12 protein-coding genes and 1 pseudogene are annotated in these 17,798 nt (G+C 53.6%); 5 read left to right on the top strand and 8 right to left on the bottom strand.

What is annotated here, in order from left to right; genetic code table 11:
- Nucleotides 1–69 precede the first annotated feature (69 nt).
- The 5 genes from SOM40_RS06900 to SOM40_RS06880 all read right to left on the bottom strand — a co-directional run bounded on the left by SOM40_RS06900 (nt 70) and on the right by SOM40_RS06880 (nt 5,472).
- On the bottom strand, nt 70–1,110 hold the full coding sequence (locus SOM40_RS06900) for a S8 family serine peptidase (RefSeq protein WP_312188887.1): 1,041 nt from the start codon (nt 1,108–1,110) through the stop codon (nt 70–72).
- A gap of 188 nt (nt 1,111–1,298) precedes the next feature.
- Complete coding sequence (locus tag SOM40_RS06895) at nt 1,299–3,122, bottom strand: ABC transporter ATP-binding protein (RefSeq protein ID WP_312078677.1); 1,824 nt, start codon at nt 3,120–3,122, stop codon at nt 1,299–1,301.
- An 80-nt stretch (nt 3,123–3,202) separates the two neighbouring features.
- The gene (locus SOM40_RS06890) at nt 3,203–3,376 is read right to left on the bottom strand and encodes a hypothetical protein (RefSeq protein ID WP_312078679.1); all 174 of its coding nucleotides are present in this window, start codon (nt 3,374–3,376) and stop codon (nt 3,203–3,205) included.
- Nucleotides 3,377–3,421: 45 nt separating this feature from the next.
- On the bottom strand, nt 3,422–4,732 hold the full coding sequence (locus SOM40_RS06885; protein ID WP_312188889.1) for a radical SAM/SPASM domain-containing protein: 1,311 nt from the start codon (nt 4,730–4,732) through the stop codon (nt 3,422–3,424).
- Nucleotides 4,733–4,749: 17 nt separating this feature from the next.
- Complete coding sequence (locus SOM40_RS06880) at nt 4,750–5,472, bottom strand: hypothetical protein (RefSeq protein WP_312078683.1); 723 nt, start codon at nt 5,470–5,472, stop codon at nt 4,750–4,752.
- A gap of 475 nt (nt 5,473–5,947) precedes the next feature.
- Between SOM40_RS06880 and SOM40_RS06875 the strand changes: the two genes are divergently transcribed.
- Nucleotides 5,948–6,763, top strand: coding sequence for a Cof-type HAD-IIB family hydrolase (locus SOM40_RS06875; protein ID WP_225759238.1), 816 nt, complete (start codon nt 5,948–5,950; stop codon nt 6,761–6,763).
- A 150-nt stretch (nt 6,764–6,913) separates the two neighbouring features.
- Nucleotides 6,914–8,176 (top strand): DUF1479 domain-containing protein, encoded by a 1,263-nt coding sequence (locus SOM40_RS06870; protein WP_166181931.1) that lies wholly within the window; start codon nt 6,914–6,916, stop codon nt 8,174–8,176.
- Here the strand turns inward: SOM40_RS06870 and SOM40_RS06865 are convergent.
- Nucleotides 8,173–9,245: pseudogene (locus SOM40_RS06865) on the bottom strand (LacI family DNA-binding transcriptional regulator). The gene SOM40_RS06870 and the pseudogene SOM40_RS06865 sit on opposite strands and share 4 nt — an antisense overlap.
- A gap of 266 nt (nt 9,246–9,511) precedes the next feature.
- Here SOM40_RS06865 and SOM40_RS06860 point away from each other — a divergent pair.
- Together SOM40_RS06860 and SOM40_RS06855 are read left to right on the top strand one after the other, a co-directional pair.
- Nucleotides 9,512–10,813 (top strand): MFS transporter, encoded by a 1,302-nt coding sequence (locus SOM40_RS06860; protein ID WP_166181929.1) that lies wholly within the window; start codon nt 9,512–9,514, stop codon nt 10,811–10,813.
- 17 nt (nt 10,814–10,830) lie between these two features.
- Nucleotides 10,831–13,194: a glycoside hydrolase family 31 protein gene (locus tag SOM40_RS06855; RefSeq protein ID WP_320530711.1), complete on the top strand. Its 2,364-nt coding sequence runs from the start codon at nt 10,831–10,833 to the stop codon at nt 13,192–13,194.
- Nucleotides 13,195–13,296: 102 nt separating this feature from the next.
- Here SOM40_RS06855 and SOM40_RS06850 read toward each other — a convergent pair whose 3' ends face one another.
- Entirely contained in the window at nt 13,297–14,892 is a 1,596-nt protein-coding gene (locus tag SOM40_RS06850) for an ABC-F family ATPase (RefSeq protein WP_106992465.1), read from the bottom strand.
- Nucleotides 14,893–15,111: 219 nt separating this feature from the next.
- Between SOM40_RS06850 and ldtB the strand changes: the two genes are divergently transcribed.
- Nucleotides 15,112–16,032 (top strand): L,D-transpeptidase, encoded by a 921-nt coding sequence (ldtB, locus tag SOM40_RS06845; RefSeq protein WP_106992464.1) that lies wholly within the window; start codon nt 15,112–15,114, stop codon nt 16,030–16,032.
- A 657-nt stretch (nt 16,033–16,689) separates the two neighbouring features.
- On the opposite strand, the gene SOM40_RS06840 is transcribed toward ldtB, so the two are convergent.
- On the bottom strand, nt 16,690–17,730 hold the full coding sequence (locus SOM40_RS06840; RefSeq protein ID WP_320530712.1) for an aldo/keto reductase: 1,041 nt from the start codon (nt 17,728–17,730) through the stop codon (nt 16,690–16,692).
- Nucleotides 17,731–17,798 lie beyond the last annotated feature (68 nt).

The raw sequence follows: 17,798 nt of genomic DNA, 5'->3' as shown, positions 1-17,798 counted from the left end.
TGGATTTTCTGGCGCTCTCTTCTTGGTGGGCGTTGAGATACATACATGGCGTTAATCATTCTTAGGTTGCTATTTCTTGACCCTATCTAACGCCATCATTACCGCTTTTTCTGCATCAACCAGTCCATAACCAAACCAGGGACTCCATCCATTACCGTTAAATCTGCCGTCCCTGAAAGGCTGCAAAGGTAAATCGGTTACCTCGCCGCTGACAGAGCCCGGTGCAGTGAAGCGATGTTCATCATAAGGTCTGCAATTAAGGTCTTTTGCGGCAGTACCACAAAGTATATCAGCCAGTTCACAGGCATCTAATTGTGGGTTAGCACTCAGCGTTAGTGCTGCAACACCGGCCACAAGCCCGGCAGCACCAGACGTACCTTTAAAGTTATGGGTGTATCCTTTGATATCTGCGGAACGTGTGGTTAAACCCGGCTCATCAAAGGGAAACGCATCAAAACAGTGACGGTTATTTGAGGGCGCACAGAGGGCAATACCCGGCCCGTAGCTGGAGTAGTGAGCACGGCGACCATACAAATTAATCGCCGCGACGATCAGCACATTTTCAAGATTACATATGGAATGCGTAAATGATGTTGAATATCGCCCTTCGCAAAATACGTTATCTTTGACATACCCGGTAAAAGGAACAGGCGAGTCTGCACAAAAATGAATCGGACACCCTGAATTTCCCGCCGCCCAGATAAAGAGGATCCCCTTACCCCTGCGGCCTCCACTGCGTGACAATTCGCCCATCAACCGGACGGTCTCATCCGGTAAACTCATATGTGGCAGGCTGGCCCAAGTGTTGATGAATATATCGGTTTTATCAGCCAGTGCGGTGAGAATGGTATGGAAACCCTGTGGCGTAATACGAAAGCGTTTATCGTATTCCCAGCGTACCGGTAACAGACGACATCCCGGTGCGACGCCCACTGGCAGGCTGGCGTTTAGTGAACCTGCCATCAGACCGGCAAGCGCTGTTCCGTGGCGGTAACCGGGAATAAACATCTGTGTTTTAATCCTTTGAGTGTCGCCGTATAACAATCTCCCCCGCTCCAGAAAGGCTGCCGCAACAAATTTATTATCAGAACCGCAGGCAATGGCATCCATCAGACATCCATCATCTGCAAATGCGATAACAACCTCATTGCTGCCAAAGCCATTCAAACGACACCATGCACGTTCTGCATTCACGGAACGACAGCGTTGTCCATCCGCCGTTCTGCCATGGAGGTGCCATTGTGACTGAAAAGCAGAGGATGCTAGCAGTTCCGCCGGGAGTACGAAAGAATGAGGTCTCATAAACACGCCTGCTGTTTCCACAGGGAAAAATAGCACCCTTCTTTCTGTAACAGCTCTTCGTGGGAGCCCTCTTCCTGGATGAGGCCATTCTGCAGGACGACAATCCGATTCATTCCAATTACCGACGACAAACGGTGGGCGATGGCAATCACGGTTTTCCCCTCCATCGCATCGTTCAGCGCATCACGGATATCTGCTTCTGTCAGGGAGTCGAGAGCGGAGGTGGCTTCATCCAGAATCAGCACCGGGGCATTACGAAGAATGGCACGGCAGATACTCAGGCGCTGGCGCTGTCCGCCGGAAAGTCTGACACCGCGATCACCAATCAATGTATCAAACCCGGTATTGGTACCGTCAGTAGCCTGAAGAATAAAATCCAGCGCTCTGGCTTTCTGAGCGGCTGCCAGTACATCCTCCTCGCTAAAATTGCTGCAGCCGAACGTGATATTTTCATAAATAGTCCGGTTAAACAGCATGTTGTCTTGGGTAACAACACTGAATTGCTGACGCAGTGCCTCCAGGGAAAGCTGGCGGATATCAGTACCATCGAGCACCACTTTGCCATCAGAGGGATCGTAAAACCTCAAAAGCAGACTAATCAGCGTGGATTTACCAGAACCTGACTCTCCCACTATTGCCACTTTTTCACCTGACTTAATGTGTATATTCAGGCCTCGTATAATTGGTTTTCCGGCTTCATACTGAAAGTGAAGATCGCACAGTTGAATATCTCCCTCTGTGTTACATGAGGATATTCTGAAACTCGCCTCAGTAACCTGATTCTGGTGATGTACAGTTTCTGTGGCCGCCGTAAACAGTCCCATTGCCCGCATCGCACCGGTAAGCTGAGCCATAAGGGAAGCAAGTTGGCCCTCAAGACGAAATACCAGACCAAAGACAACCGAGATTTCACCCACTGAAAGCAAACCTGCGTGCCACGAATAAATACAGATATAGCCTGTAGCCACCATTGCAGTAGAACTCGTTATCAGCAGGAGTGTTTCGGCACAGGTTATCGCCCGGAGAAAACGTTCGTTTTTACCTATAAAATCCCGCATTTTCTCCTTCACAAATTCGCGGTCGTCACCCTGTGGCGACAAGGATTTTACGTTGATGATATTGGAGAAAATGTCGACGAGATGACCATTAATAACGTTAGATGCATCAGCGGATTTACGGGAGCACCGTTTAATTTCCGGAGCGTATTTTACTGATAGCCAAATATACAGTGCCAGCCAGACAATAATGACTACCGCAAACCAAAGGTTAATAACACTCATAAACCCAAGCGCCAGAATGACGTAAGCGATGTTCGACCATATCATCTGGAGTGCGCTGAGCAAAAATTCTGTTACTGCCTGCCCCGCTTGCCAGACTGCCGACGCGATTTTTCCTGCATGATTTCGGTTAAAATATGCTACGTCATTGTTTATAACCTTATTGTAAAACATCCACCGGACCATAGGGCTGAAGCGGGCGCGAAGACACTGGTCACAAAGCAGGCCAAGGCTTAATGACGTAAGTGGTCGGACAATAAGGAACAGAAAAGCGGTAATTAACAGCAGTTGGTTCTGTGTAACAAGATGAAGTAAAGTCGATGACAATGTACCGTTGAGGGAGTCGATCACCAGACCTGCGGTATAGATCACGCCGACATCGACAGCAGCCTTGATGAATCCGGCCAGAGCAATTAACACTACAATGGTTTTTATTTTTTTTACGAAGTACCACAAACCCTGTTTATGATGAAGAAAAGCAGTATCTTTTTCCTGAAAGGGGTTAAGTAAATTTTCAAAAAATTGGAACAGATTTTCGAGCATACGTTTTCCTTAACGGAGAAATAAAGATGGCAACCGGAGTTGCCATCCTGTTAAACCCGACAGCTACATCATGGTGTCACTTACCATCTGCCGCCGATCCCGTTCCCGCCGGGGCTCATGCCGCCACGACAGCAAAGGAATTCAAAATTCCCATCCTGTTCTTCTTCATCCGTTGATATAAATTTCACCTTTTCAGCGAGTTGATCTGCATTGGCAGGCTCTTTTTTTACGTCTTCCAGCTTTTCTTTCGTCATAGTAATTACTCCGTTAAAGCTATATTGACAGCATGCAACGCAATATCATGCGAGCAATGCCTCTTTGATGCTGAACTTCAGCAACTCCTGCGTCAGATGGCACAGTGGACCGGTCTGACTTATTTCACCGTCCTGCATGCGGGCGGAAAGGCAACCAGACGCACAACTCCATCTGGCAAAACAATTCCGACACTCTGGGAAAGCGTGAACGTCTATTCGGCGTAGGGCGTTGATATTTGCCATATCAAAATCAAACTGCTGACCAGTCCATTTACCGACATGATAAAAATCAAAACCGGCATTATTTTGTCGACTATAGCGGTGACAACCTGCAACATTTCCCTCAGAAGTGACCGCAAATTCGACATTACAGAAACGCGATGAGCGACGTTGAATATTGGTCATCATTTTGCAAGTAACCATAATTCCGTATTGTTTCCCAAGCTCATAAGCCGCGATGAATGCATTAACGAAGGCCTGTTGTGCGGGCTTGTTCATTTCCGTGTCACTGGCACGGCCAATTTCCGCCATCGGTTCAAAGCGGATTGTTTTCACAGCGGTATATCTGTGAGTAAACTCCACCATCTCCTGAAGACGATCGGAAGCCGCGAAGGAGATAGTTGTACGAAAATGACAAGGTACGCCGTGCTTACATAGTAATTGAGCAGCACGCATCACGGCTTTATGCGAATTTTTTCCATTTGGGAAAGATCGGTTGACCTGTAAATCGGGCAGAATATCAAACGAGAGCGTAACGTAGTGAATATGTTTCGCAATCCAGCATGCTTTCTCATCGTTAATTAACACTCCATTTGTGATCAGACGGATCCAATGGTTAACTCCTGCTTCATCGGCCTGGAAACGAATATAATTTGTTGCCCATACAATTAACTCCCACTCAAGTGTGGGCTCGCCACCACCAAGAAATCGGAACTCGGCGGTTTTGTATTTATGTGTTTTTGCATTTTCAATCACCAAATCGATGGCTGCTTTTGCTACCTCTCGTGTCATAGGTGCAAACTTTTGTGTAGTCGCTTTAGCGTAACAATAACTGCAGGCAAGGTTGCAACTTTCGGTAAGTAGAAGAGTCGCCTCAATAGGTCTGAATTCCAACTTATCCTGAACAACCGGCGGCGACTTAAAAACAGTACCCATTAATCCTTTTTGTAGCAGTTTAACGACAAGAGGATGACGATATTCCTGTACGGTGAGAACGGTTCTCTGAACCAGTTTGTTCACTAATGGTTCATTGTTAACATGAGTTTTAAGGGCATAACCTCGGACGGGGAAATGCATGTACAGATAACCGTCATCTCCGCTAAAAAAAAACACTTCAGTATTAATTTTTTCATCCATGACGTGCCTTCCTGTGTTTAAGAAAAAAGCCAACTATTTGTTTTCAGAAAATGGCCAATATTTACCGGAAATATACAATCGAGCCGAGCATAATTTGCTATTTTATCGCTGTGCCGCTTATTAAATAACGCATGCAAATGAAAGTGATATAAACCATCAATGGATAATATATGTAATTCTCTCGGAAAAAAAACGCCACAATGACGACTATGATTTACAAAATGTTGCTCAACACCTTCAGATTTTTTAAAGCGTAAGCCCAGCTTTTTTTTCCAGATTCGTGTGTGAGGATCATATAATGTCCTTCCCTGAACGTGCTGTTTCTTCGCCTGCGGCACGCATAATTCTGGCCCCGGCCTCACTGTGATACAAGAGCAGGTAACAGCATCAACTGCGTTGCATTCCTCTGAAATAAAACGATAAAACTCATATAAATAAACGTCATCCGCATCGTGCATCATGAGCCAGTCGGCGTCGGTATCTGAAAGGATATCTATCAGAAAATTTCTTGCAGCGATCTGATCATACCCACCATCCGCAATACTTAAATCATATCCTGCCCCGAAATCCCGGCTATAAACTGTTATTTTTTCAGAAATATTCCTTGGATTAACGGGTTCTCCATCAGTTATCAAAATTGCTATATTAAAAACATGTTCACATACTTCGGCAAAATGCAGTGTTGCCAATGCAATATGAAGTTCCCTACTGCTTACAGTGCAATAAATGCCAATTTTCATTTTTCGTCAAAAAAATCATGATGAATTTTTATACAACCTACACCTATAAAAATTTGAAGAATATGACTTTAATCAAATTGTGATTAATTAAAACAACCTCTAATAGCATGAAGATTCATTAGATATATTTTACATTAATAGTAAATATAATCCCATTTACAAAGACATCCAGAAATCTTATTTTATTAAAACAAAACGACAAATTTATATTATCTAAGAAGATAATTATCCGTTTTATCATTAAATGACATAAAGTAACATTCTATTTTTTTGTATATGGCTTATTTATTGCTTGAAAGTAGCTCACTAGCGCAGCGGTATGCATAACACTTTGTGCCAACGCTAAAAAACGGCAACCCTGGTTGCTTTTACCTACGCCAACGGCTTTTCACTTTCATTCGAAATTAAATTTGTGGTTTTGGTCACATTGTTATTAGAATGTTGCTGGTCGCAGTAACATCCAGGAGCGCAATGTATGACCGTTAAAGTTATCGTCACCGATATGGACGGAACTTTTCTTGATGACGCCAAGCAGTACGATCGTGACCGCTTTCAGGCGCAGTTCCAGCAACTTCAGGCCCGGAATATTGAGTTCGTTGTCGCCAGCGGCAACCAGTATTACCAGCTCATCTCCTTCTTCCCGGAGCTGAAATCGCAGATCTCCTTTGTGGCGGAAAACGGCGCACTGGTGTTCGATCACGGCGAGCAGATTTTCCACGGCGAGCTGACGAAGCATGAATCGCAGATTGTGATTGGCGAACTGCTGAAAGATACCTCCCTGAACTTCGTCGCCTGCGGTCTGGAAAGCGCCTACGTCAGCGAACAGGCACCGGATGCGTTCGTTGCGCTGATGTCAAAACACTATCATCGCCTGCAGCGCGTCAGCGACTATCGTGACATTGACGACGTGCTGTTTAAGTTCTCACTGAACCTGCCCGACAGCGATATCCCGAACCTGATTGATGCCCTGCACGTCTCCCTTGACGGGATCATGAAGCCGGTGACCAGCGGGTTTGGTTTTGTCGATCTGATTATCCCCGGCCTGCACAAAGCCAACGGCCTCAGCCGCCTGCTGAAGCGCTGGCATATCTCTCCGCAGGAGTGTGTGGCGATTGGCGACAGCGGTAACGACGCCGAAATGCTGAAGTTTGCCCACTACTCTTTCGCCATGGGCAACGCTGGCGAGAACATTAAAGCCATCACCCGCTATCAGGCCGATGACAATAACCACCAGGGCGCGCTGAACGTGATTCAGGCCGTCCTCGATAACACCCCGCCTTTCAGCCACTGATCCTCTCGCCGGAGCCTGCTCCGGCGAACTCCCTTCTTTTTTCTCAGCCTGTGCACTTCATCAAGTTATTTAACTTGCTTTAACTTATTTTTAACCTAAAGTATCACTTGTAATCACTTTTACTTTCGAATGAAAGATAGCGAGGCTGTTATGTCCTTAACCTTTACCAGTGAAACCTTGCCTGCTGACCATAAAGCGGCGATCCGCCAGATGAAGCGTGAACTGCGGGCGCAGATCGGTGACGTGCAGGCGGTGTTCAATCGTCTGAGCGATAAGATTGCCAGCCGGGTGGCAGAAATTAATGCCCTGAAAAGCAAAGGCGATCCTGTCTGGCCGGTGATCCCCTTTGCCGACGTGCAGAGCGGCAACATCAGCCCGGAACAGCGCGACGCGGTTAAGCGTCGCGGCTGTGCAGTGATCAAAGGTCATTTCCCGCGTGAGCAGGCGCTGGCGTGGGATAACGCGATGCTCGACTATCTGGATCTCAACCGGTTTGATGAGGTCTATAAAGGCCCGGGTGACAACTTCTTCGGCTCCCTCACCGCGTCACGCCCGGAGATCTACCCGATCTACTGGTCACACGCCCAGATGGAAGCCCGTCAGAGCGAACGGATGGCCCAGGTGCAGTCGTTCCTGAACCGGTTGTGGACCTTCGAGAGCAACGGCAAACAGTGGTTCAACCCGGACGTGAGCGTCATCTACCCGGACCGCATTCGCCGCCGTCCGCCAGGCACCACCTCGAAAGGCCTGGGCGCACACACTGACTCCGGGGCGCTGGAGCGCTGGCTGCTCCCGGCCTATCAGCAGGTCTTCGCCCGGGTGTTCGATGGCAATGTTGACCAGTACGATCCGTGGAATGCCGCGCACCGTACCGAAGTGGAAGAGTACACCGTGGATAACACCACCAAGTGCTCGGTGTTCCGCACCTTCCAGGGCTGGACCGCGCTCTCCGATATGATCCCGGATCAGGGTCTGCTGCACGTGGTGCCGATCCCGGAAGCGATGGCTTACATTCTGCTGCGTCCGCTGCTGGACGATGTGCCGGAAGATGAACTCTGCGGCGTGGCGCCAGGGCGCGTGCTGCCGATCTCTGAGAAGTGGCATCCGCTGTTGATTGAAGCCCTGACCAGCATTCCGGCGCTGGAAGCGGGTGATTCCGTGTGGTGGCACTGCGATGTGATCCACTCGGTGGCCCCGGTAGAGAACCAGCAGGGCTGGGGCAACGTGATGTATATTCCGGCGGCACCGATGTGCGAGAAAAACCTCGCCTACGCGAAGAAGGTGAAAGCGGCGCTGGAAACCGGGGCCTCGCCGGGCGATTTCCCGCGCGAGGATTATGAGGCTGACTGGCAGTCACGCTTCACCACGGAAGATTTGAACATCCACGGCAAGCGCGCGCTGGGTATGGCTTAAGCGTCGTACAGCCCGTCCCGCTCCACGGCGGTGCGTCTTTTCCCCGGACGTATCCGCCGTACTGATTCCCGCACCGCCAGCATCCCGTTCAGCAGCAAGGTTCCGGCCGGTGCCTCCGGGCGAATCAGCCGTTGCTGGAGCATATGCACCGCTTCGGTTCCCAGCTCATCGCGCGGAACGTGCACCGCCGTTAAAGGCACATCCTGAATCGCCGCCAGATTAAACCCGTCAATGCTCATCACCGAAACATCCTGCGGCACGCGCAGGCCGTGCTTCTGCAGTGCGCTGATGGTGCCTGCCGCCATAAAATCGCCCCCCACCAGAAACGCCGTTGGCAGCGCGTTATCCGGTATCTTGCTGAGCCAGGCGCTGACCTGCTCCTCGGTCTCTCTGGCGCTAAAGCTCGGCACCACCAGCAGATCGCGCTTGTCGTTGAATTTGAGGTTGTGTCCCTGCCAGGCATCGCGGATCCCCGCCAGCCGCAGCTCCATGGTGTACCGCCGCAGGCAGAGCACGTTCAGCACGTCCCGGTGCCCCATCTCGAACAGGTATTCCGCTGCCAGCTCGCCAATCGCACGGTGATCGGGGGAGACGGCGGGCAGGCGCTGGCGGCGGTCGCGGCAGTTGATCAGCATGCAGGGTTTACCCACATCCACGGCGAGATCGTGAATGTGCGGATCGTCAATCCCCAGCAGAATGGCGGCCTGGGTCTCTGCTTCGTTCATCTTCGTCAGAAACAGCTGGGCATCGCTGTCGAACTCCTCCAGTGCGCAGTAGCGCAGCCTCACCTCATGCAGGCCGAGGGCTTTACTCATGCTCTGGATCACCCGGTAATAAAAGATGTCGGAGCGCTCGTCAAAGGCGCGCTGGGGCGCAAACACCACCAGACTGTTAAGCAGCAGCCGTCCGGCAGCCATGCCCTCCATCACCCCCAGTTCCCGGGCGCAGGCCAGCACTTTACTGGTGCAGCCGGGCTGGTGTTGGCCTTTCCGGCCAGCACTCTGGACACCGTGCTGACCGAAAGCTGCGTGCGGGCAGCAATTTCGGCGATTTTTAGTCTTTTCTCCATTTTGTGATCTTGCCCCGATTGTTAAATGAATAAATTTTCACAGCGTCAAAAGTGGGTCATAACTGGCTTCATTAGCATCATGTCAAACTATTAATAACATTTATGAGAAAACTTGCACAAAATCCGCTACTGCGGCTTCTTTTTCTGTCTTAAGTTCAATTTGTCACACCACTCCCATACTAGTTGTATACCAACACCATCAAAAAACGATAAAGCGGTGTGACACCTAACCTCCGTACCCCTACAGTCCGTCTGGAGACAGAACAATGAGTCAGGACATCAATCACACCGTCGCGGTCGGCAAAACTCGCCGCGTTATCAAAAACCTGCGCTGGTATGTGCTGGTTCTGTTTTTACTGGGCGTCACCGTCAACTACATCACCCGTAACTCGTTAGGCATTCTTGCCCCGGAGCTGAAAGAGAGCCTCGGCATCACCACGGAACAGTACTCGTGGATTGTCGGTGCCTTCCAGCTCGCCTATACCCTCTTCCAGCCGCTGTGTGGCTGGTTAATCGACGTCATTGGCCTGAAGATTGGTTTTATGGTCTGCGCCGGGATCTGGGCGCTGATGTGTATTTTCCACGCGGGAGCCGGGAGCTGGCTGCATCTGGCGATCCTGCGCTTCTTTATGGGCGCGTCCGAAGCGGCCGCGACCCCGGCAAACGCCAAAACCATTGGCGAATGGTTCCCGAAATCAGAACGTCCGGTAGCCGCCGGTTGGGCCGGTGTGGGCTTCTCCATCGGCGCGATGCTGGCCCCGCCTATCATCTACTTCGCCCACGCCTCCTTCGGCTGGCAGGGCGCGTTTATGTTTACCGGCGTGCTGGCGCTGCTGTGGGTGATCCTGTGGTGGGCGTTCTACCACAACCCGGAGCAGCACCCGAACCTGAGCAAGGACGAACTGGCGTTTATCAAGCAGGATAACGAGCCACCGGCGGTGAAACTGCCCTTCCTGACCGCGCTGAAAACCGTCTCGAAGAACAAACGTTTCTACGGGATTGCCATTCCGGCGTTTATGGCGGAACCGGCCTGGGCGGTACTGAGCTTCTGGGTGCCGCTCTATCTGGCGAAAGAGCACGGCATGGACCTGAAGCAGATCGCGATGTTTGCCTGGCTACCGTTCCTCGCCGCCGACCTCGGCAGCGTGGCGAGCGGGTATCTCACCCGTCTCTATACCCGCTGGTTCGGCTGCTCCCGCGTCAACTCAGTGGTGGCCAGCTCGGTTACCGGCGCCTTCCTGATGATCTCCTTAGGCATTGTCGCCCTCACCCGCGACCCGTACATCACCATTGCCCTGATCTCCATCGGCGGCTTTGGACATCAGATCATCTCCTGCATGCTCAGCGCCCTGGTGGTGGAGTCCTTCGACAAGGGCCAGATGGCCACCGTCAACGGCATGCGCGGCTCGGCGGCGTGGATCGCCAGCTTCCTCTTCTCCCTGTTGATTGGTGTCACCGCCGACAAAATCGGCTTCAACCCGCTCTTTATTGCCATGGGGTTCTTCGACCTGATTGGCGCTGTTTTCCTGGTGGCATTTATTGCTGAACGTCGCGCTAAGCGCGCCTGATAGTGGATGTATTGCATATGAAAACCCTGAAAAACTGGACCGTAGATAAACAGTCAGCGAACCATCTGGAACTGCTGGTCGATAACCAGCATCGCCTGTGCCTGTATGTGCTGGAAGAGAACCTGTTCCGGGTGTTGATTAAGCGCCAGGGGGCACTGACCCTGGATCGGACCTGGAGCATTGCCCCGGAGCGGGATGTGCCCTGGGAAGGCCGCCGTCGGGACGATCTCAGCGGCTTTAGCTGCCCGACCTGGACGCTGACGCAACAGGACGATGTACTGACCGTGGCCACCGAACAGCTGCGCGTCACCGTGCATCAGCCGCTGTGGCTGGAGTGGCACTACCGCGACGAGGCAGGTGAGTGGCAGCCGCTGGTAAATGACCGTCCTACCAGCGCCTATCTGCTGAACGCCCACGGCGACGGGGTGGCGCACTACCTGAGCCGTCGTCAGGACGAACGTTTCTACGGTCTGGGTGAGAAAGCGGGTGATTTACAGCGCAACGGCAAGCGCTATGAGATGCGTAACCTGGATGCGATGGGCTATAACGCGGCCAGCACCGATCCGCTGTACAAGCATATTCCGTTCACCCTCACCCGCCGGGATGATGTGAGCTACGGCCTGTTTTACGACAACCTCAGCAGCTGCTGGCTGGATCTGGGTAACGAAATCGACAACTATCACACCGCCTACCGTCGCTGGCAGGCGGAAGCGGGTGATATCGATTACTACATTTTCACCGGCAAACGGGCGCTGGAGGTCACCAAAGCCTTTGTCCGTCTGACCGGCAAAACCCTGTTCGGGCCGAAATGGAGCCTGGGTTATAGCGGCTCGACCATGCATTACACCGACGCACCGGACGCCCAGAACCAGCTGATGAACTTTTTCCGCCTGTGCGAAGAGCACGCCATTCCGTGCGACTCGTTCCAGCTCTCGTCGGGCTACACCTCGATCAACGGCAAGCGCTACGTCTTCAACTGGAACTACGACAAAGTGCCGCAGCCGAAGGTGATGAGCCAGGCGTTCCACGATGCGGGCCTGAAGCTGGCAGCCAACATCAAGCCGTGCCTGCTGCAGGATCATCCGCGCTATAACGAGGTGGCGGAGCGCGGCTTGTTCATTCGCGATTCAGAAACCGACGCACCGGAACGCTCCAGCTTCTGGGATGACGAAGGTTCACACCTCGACTTTACCAACCCGCAGACGGTGCAGTGGTGGCAGGAAGGGGTGACCACCCAGCTGCTGGAGATGGGGATCGACTCCACCTGGAACGACAACAACGAGTTTGAGGTGTGGGATGGGGAAGCGCGCTGCCACGGCTTTGGCAATGAAATCGCCATCAAACATATTCGTCCGGTGATGCCGCTGCTGATGATGCGGGCTTCGCTGGAAGCGCAGCAGCGCTTTGCGCCGGAAAAACGTCCGTATCTGATCTCCCGTTCCGGCTGCGCCGGGATGCAGCGCTACGTCCAGACCTGGAGCGGGGATAACCGCACCAACTGGGCGACCCTGCGCTACAACACCCGCATGGGGCTGGGGATGAGCCTCTCCGGGCTCTATAACGTCGGCCACGACGTCGGCGGCTTCTCCGGCGATAAACCGGACGCCGAGCTGTTTGTCCGCTGGGTGCAGAACGGGGTGATGCATCCGCGCTTTACCATTCACTCGTGGAATGATGATGCCACCGTTAACGAGCCGTGGATGTATCCGGGGGTAACGCCGGCCATTCGCGGTGCCATTGAGCTGCGCTATCGTTTGCTGCCCTATCTCTACACCCTGCTCTGGCAGGCCCATGCCGATGACGAGCCGATGCTGCGTCCAACCTTCCTCGACCATGAGCACGATGCGCAGACCTTCGAAGAGTGCGATGACTTCCTGCTGGGCCGCGACCTGCTGGTGGCCAGCGTCGTCGACGCCGGGCAGCGTGAGCGCCGTGTCTGGCTGCCGGATAACGAAACCGGCTGGTACGATTTTTACACCCAGGAGTGGTTCTCCGGCGGGCAGTGGATCGTCCGTGATGCTCCGCTGGAAAAACTGCCCCTGCTGGTGCGTGCCGGTGCCGGTCTTCCCCTCAGCGAACGCATCACGCATGTGTCAGCCGAAAAAGATGATACCCGCGAGCTGAAGCTGTTCCCGGTGAAAGGCGTGGGTGCGACCTCGGGTCTGCTGTTTGAAGATGACGGCGAGAGCTGGGGTTATCAGAACGGCAATGCGCTGTGGGTGGAGTGGGAGATGGTGTGCGATGGGGCAACCATCAACCTGAAGGTCAACGGGCGTGGGGATTATCGTCCGGCGTGGAAGGCGCTGAAGCTGTCGTTACCGGCGGAAGAAAAACGTAAGCTGCGGGTGAACGGTGTGGAAGGGAGTGAGTGGGTGGTGTAATTGCCCCTCACCCCGGCCCTCTCCCCATAGGGGCGAGGGTGAAAACCGCACCGGGCAGTCCCCTCTCCCCTGTGGGGAGAGGGTTAGGGTGAGGGGTTTATTTTAACCGTCGATACCTTTGCTGCGCAGGTAATCTTCATAGTTACCGCTGAAGTCCACCACGCGCTCTGGCGTAATTTCAATCACGCGGGTCGCCAGGGAGCTGACAAACTCACGGTCGTGAGAGACGAAGATCAGGGTGCCCTGATACATCTCCAGCGCCATGTTCAGCGATTCGATCGATTCCATGTCCAGGTGGTTGGTTGGTTCATCCATCACCAGAATGTTCGGTTTCTGCATCATCAGCTTGCCGAAGAGCATACGCCCCTTCTCACCACCGGAAAGCACCTTCGCCGGCTTTTTGATGTCGTCCTGGCTGAACAGCAGACGGCCAAGGAAGCTACGTACCACCTGCTCGTCATCACCTTCAGACTTCCACTGGCTCATCCAGTCGAAGACGGTCAGATCGTTGTCGAAATCTTCGGCGTGATCCTGGGCGTAATAACCAATCTGCGCATTCTCGGACCATTTCACGGTCCCGTTATCCGGAGCCAGTTCACCCACCAGGGTCTTCAGCATGGTGGTTTTACCCACGCCGTTGGCACCCAGAATGGCGATCTTCTCGCCCACTTCCAGCAGCAGATTGAAGTTTTTGAACAGCGGGCCGTTGTCGAAACCTTTTGTCAGCTCTTCGACGGCTAAGGCATTACGGAACAGTTTCTTGTCCTGCTCGAAGCGGATGAACGGGTTCTGACGGCTGGAGGCTTTAACTTCATCCAGCTTAATTTTGTCGATCTGGCGAGCACGGGAGGTGGCCTGACGCGATTTGGAGGCGTTGGCGCTGAAGCGGCTGACGAAGGATTGCAGGTCAGCAATCTGCGCCTTTTTCTTGGCGTTATCGGCCAGCAGACGCTCACGCGCCTGGGTCGCAGCGGTCATGTACTCGTCGTAGTTACCCGCATAGACGCGCAGCTCGCCGTAGTCCAGATCCGCCATGTGGGTGCAGACCATGTTCAGGAAGTGACGGTCGTGCGAGATGATGATCATGGTGCTGTTACGCTCGTTCAGCGTCTGCTCCAGCCAGCGAATGGTGTCGATGTCCAGGTTGTTCGTCGGTTCGTCGAGCAGCAGGATGTCCGGGTTAGAGAACAGCGCCTGCGCCAGCAGAACACGCAGTTTCCAGCCGGGTGCGACTTCGCTCATCAGACCGTAATGCTGTTCAACCGGAATGCCCACGCCCAGCAGCAGCTCACCGGCACGGGACTCCGCAGAGTAGCCATCCATTTCGCCGTACAGCACTTCGAGGTCGGCCACTTTATAGCCGTCTTCTTCGCTCATTTCGGCAAGGGCATAGATGCGGTCGCGCTCCTGCTTCACTTCCCACAGCTCACCGTGGCCCATGATCACCGTGTCAAGAACGGTGAACGTTTCAAAGGCGAACTGATCCTGACGCAGCTTACCGATGCGCTCGTTCGGATCGAGAGAAACGTTGCCCAGCGTCGGCTCTAAATCGCCGCCGAGGATCTTCATGAAGGTGGATTTTCCGCTACCGTTGGCACCAATGAGGCCGTAACGGTTGCCGCCGCCAAATTTGACGGAAATGTTTTCGAACAGCGGCTTACTGCCAAACTGCATAGTGACGTTGCTGGTAACTAACACGGGAGATTCCTGCGAGAAGTGTGATAAACCCGGCATTATGCCACAATTCCGAAATGAGATCCCGTGTAACAACATAACGCTAAACTTTAACGAAACGGAAAAAAGTGTGATTTAGTACACATCCGAATTCCATGCGGTCAGGAATGCACATATAATGCGCTCCCTAAACCGTTCAGACTTTTAAACAACCTGCCAAGTGGCACAGATACCTCGCACACCATGAATATGAAATTAACTTCGCTTTTCGCGGCGGCGTTTGCCGTAGTAGGGTTTTGCAAGACCGCTTCTGCTGTCACCTATCCACTGCCAACCGACGGTAGCCGTCTGGTGGGTCAGAACCAGGTTGTGACCATTGAAGAGGGTAACACCCAGCCGCTGGAATATTTCGCAGCTGAATATCAGCTGGGTCTGTCCAACATGATGGAAGCCAACCCAGGCGTCGATCCGTACCTGCCGAAGGGTGGTACCGTGCTGAATATTCCTCAGCAGCTGATCCTGCCGGACACCGTGCATGAAGGCATCGTCATCAACAGCGCCGAAATGCGTCTGTACTATTACCCGAAAGGCACCAACACGGTGATCGTGCTGCCAATCGGTATCGGCCAGTTGGGGAAAGATACCCCGATGAACTGGACCACCAAAGTTGAGCGTAAGAAAGCCGGCCCAACCTGGACGCCGACTGCCAAAATGCACGCCGAGTACATTGCCGCGGGCGAGCCGCTGCCAGCCGTTGTTCCTGCTGGCCCGGATAACCCGATGGGTCTGTACGCGCTGTACATTGGTCGTCTGTATGCGATCCACGGCACCAACGCCAACTTCGGTATCGGCCTGCGCGTGAGCCACGGCTGTGTGCGTCTGCGTAACGACGATATCAAATTCCTGTTCGAGAACGTGCCGGTAGGCACCCGCGTGCAGTTCATCAACGAGCCGGTAAAAGCAACTACCGAGCCGGATGGCAGCCGTTACCTCGAAGTGCATAACCCGCTGTCCACCAGCGAAGAGCAGATCAACAACAACGTCACCGTGCCGGTCACCCTGACCAGCAACGTGCAGGCCATCACCGGCCAGCAGGACGTGGATGCGACCATCGTTGAGCAAGCGATCAACAACCGTTCCGGGATGCCGGTTCGTCTGAACTGATCGACCGATCGTAAGAGAACAATTCTGTCATAGCAGTGGAATTGTTCCGTTCACTACAGCATCTCTGCATTATGCATACCCAGCTGCGGTGAACGTGTTAAGGGGGCTACCGCCGCCCCCTTAACAATCCCGGCTCCCGGCAAAGAAAATCGCCGCTTCGCGGTTCCCTCAGCTTATTCCTTTCGGCTTTCGGGTCGGGCGTGATCCTACATCCATGTAGGTCACGCCCTCTCGGCGCATCCATGCGCCTCGCCCCGGCCTACAGGAAACGCTTCGGCGATTTTCAGCCGGACTCCCGCCCCTTCCACCTTTACAGCTGTTTGAAAAAATCTTAAAAGAGTTTTTTAACAATTTCTGCATGTGGCACAGGTGTTGAGTCCCGCTGAAATCGGCGAACCGGAGACCGGATGACCAGGGCTGGACGCCATGGATGGCGGCCAGAGGCGAAGCGAGACAGGACGTCGAGTTGAGCCGACCGCAGGCAGCAGGTCGTGAGGTGAGCGCAGTGCGAAGCACCGATTTCGTTGCGGGCCGCGGGGATTGAAAAGGGGGCCGCGGTGGCCCCCTTTCACGTTCACAGGTTCTGGAATGTCATATTCTGGTGGACATAAGGTGAACGGAACACGCCACCGAACTCAATCAGAAAACAATAAAAGATTACTGCTGCGCCAGCTGGTTATGGCGATATTCCCCCTGCCGCTCCAGCATCCAGCCTGGATATTCTCGCGGCAGCGCGCTCACCGCATCCAGCTGTTTCAGCTCCTCGTCGCTGAGATGAATCGCCGTCGCGGCGATATTGTCGTCCAGCTGATCCACCCGTTTTGCCCCCACAATCACACTGCTGACCACCGGCTGGTGGAGCAGCCAGGCGAGGGCAATCTGCGCGACCGATACCCCTTTGCTGTCGGCAATGTGGCGCATCACGTCCACGCAGTCAAACGCCCGCGCTTTATCCACCGGCGGGAAGTCAAATTCCTGGCGGCGGCCACCGCCCTGCACCTGACCGTCGCGGTCATATTTGCCGCTCAGCAGCCCGCCTGCCAGCGGGCTCCAGACCATTAACCCCACCTTCTCGCTTTGCAACATCGGCACCAGCTCGCGCTCAAGATCGCGGCCTGCGATGGTGTAGTAAGCCTGCAGGGAGGCAAAACGGGCCAGCCCCAGCCGCTCGGAGATCCCCAGCGCTTTCATAATCTGCCAGGCCGCCCAGTTGGAGACGCCGACGTAGCGCACATGTCCGTGCTGGACGAGGTTATCCAGGGCATAGAGCGTCTCTTCAATCGGGGTGGCCGGGTCAAAACCGTGCAGCTGATAGAGATCGATATAGTCCAGCTGCATGCGCTGCAGGCTCTCTTTCACGCTGCTGATGATGTGATGACGCGAATTGCCGCGGGAGTTAACCCCGGCGGTGCCCGTCTCGCCAAAGACTTTGGTTGCTACCACCACGTTTTCACGCGGGATCTTCAGGTTTTTCAGCGCCTGGCCGGTGATGGCTTCCGAGCGCCCTTCTGAATAGACGTTGGCGGTATCGATAAAATTGATCCCCGCGTCCAGCGCACGACCCACCAGCTGCTCGGCCTCCTGCTGCTGGAGCTGGCCTATCTTGCCCCACATCCCGCCTTCGCCGCCGAAGGTCATGGTCCCGAGGCAGAGCTCAGAAACAAACAGGCCGGTATTACCCAGTTTTTGATATCGCATTTGACGCTCCTCGTGTGTTGAGTACCCGATAGTTATACCCGGCTCACGCCGACGGCGAATGTGCGGTT

Source organism: Leclercia sp. CFBP8987 (assembly GCF_034044995.2).
Classification (GTDB): domain Bacteria; phylum Pseudomonadota; class Gammaproteobacteria; order Enterobacterales; family Enterobacteriaceae; genus Enterobacter; species Enterobacter tamurae.
This window is presented reverse-complemented; position numbering and strand designations above follow the sequence as displayed.

Bases quoted from the DNA above. Each gene is read 5' to 3' on its own strand.
- SOM40_RS06900 (WP_312188887.1), bottom strand. From the start codon at position 1,110: ATGGATGCCATTGCCTGCGGTTCTGATAATAAATTTGTTGCGGCAGCC.
- SOM40_RS06895 (WP_312078677.1), bottom strand. From the start codon at position 3,122: ATGCTCGAAAATCTGTTCCAATTTTTTGAAAATTTACTTAACCCCTTT.
- SOM40_RS06890 (WP_312078679.1), bottom strand. From the start codon at position 3,376: ATGACGAAAGAAAAGCTGGAAGACGTAAAAAAAGAGCCTGCCAATGCA.
- SOM40_RS06885 (WP_312188889.1), bottom strand. From the start codon at position 4,732: ATGGATGAAAAAATTAATACTGAAGTGTTTTTTTTTAGCGGAGATGAC.
- SOM40_RS06880 (WP_312078683.1), bottom strand. From the start codon at position 5,472: ATGAAAATTGGCATTTATTGCACTGTAAGCAGTAGGGAACTTCATATT.
- SOM40_RS06875 (WP_225759238.1), top strand. From the start codon at position 5,948: ATGACCGTTAAAGTTATCGTCACCGATATGGACGGAACTTTTCTTGAT.
- SOM40_RS06870 (WP_166181931.1), top strand. From the start codon at position 6,914: ATGTCCTTAACCTTTACCAGTGAAACCTTGCCTGCTGACCATAAAGCG.
- SOM40_RS06860 (WP_166181929.1), top strand. From the start codon at position 9,512: ATGAGTCAGGACATCAATCACACCGTCGCGGTCGGCAAAACTCGCCGC.
- SOM40_RS06855 (WP_320530711.1), top strand. From the start codon at position 10,831: ATGAAAACCCTGAAAAACTGGACCGTAGATAAACAGTCAGCGAACCAT.
- ldtB (WP_106992464.1), top strand. From the start codon at position 15,112: ATGAATATGAAATTAACTTCGCTTTTCGCGGCGGCGTTTGCCGTAGTA.
- SOM40_RS06840 (WP_320530712.1), bottom strand. From the start codon at position 17,730: ATGCGATATCAAAAACTGGGTAATACCGGCCTGTTTGTTTCTGAGCTC.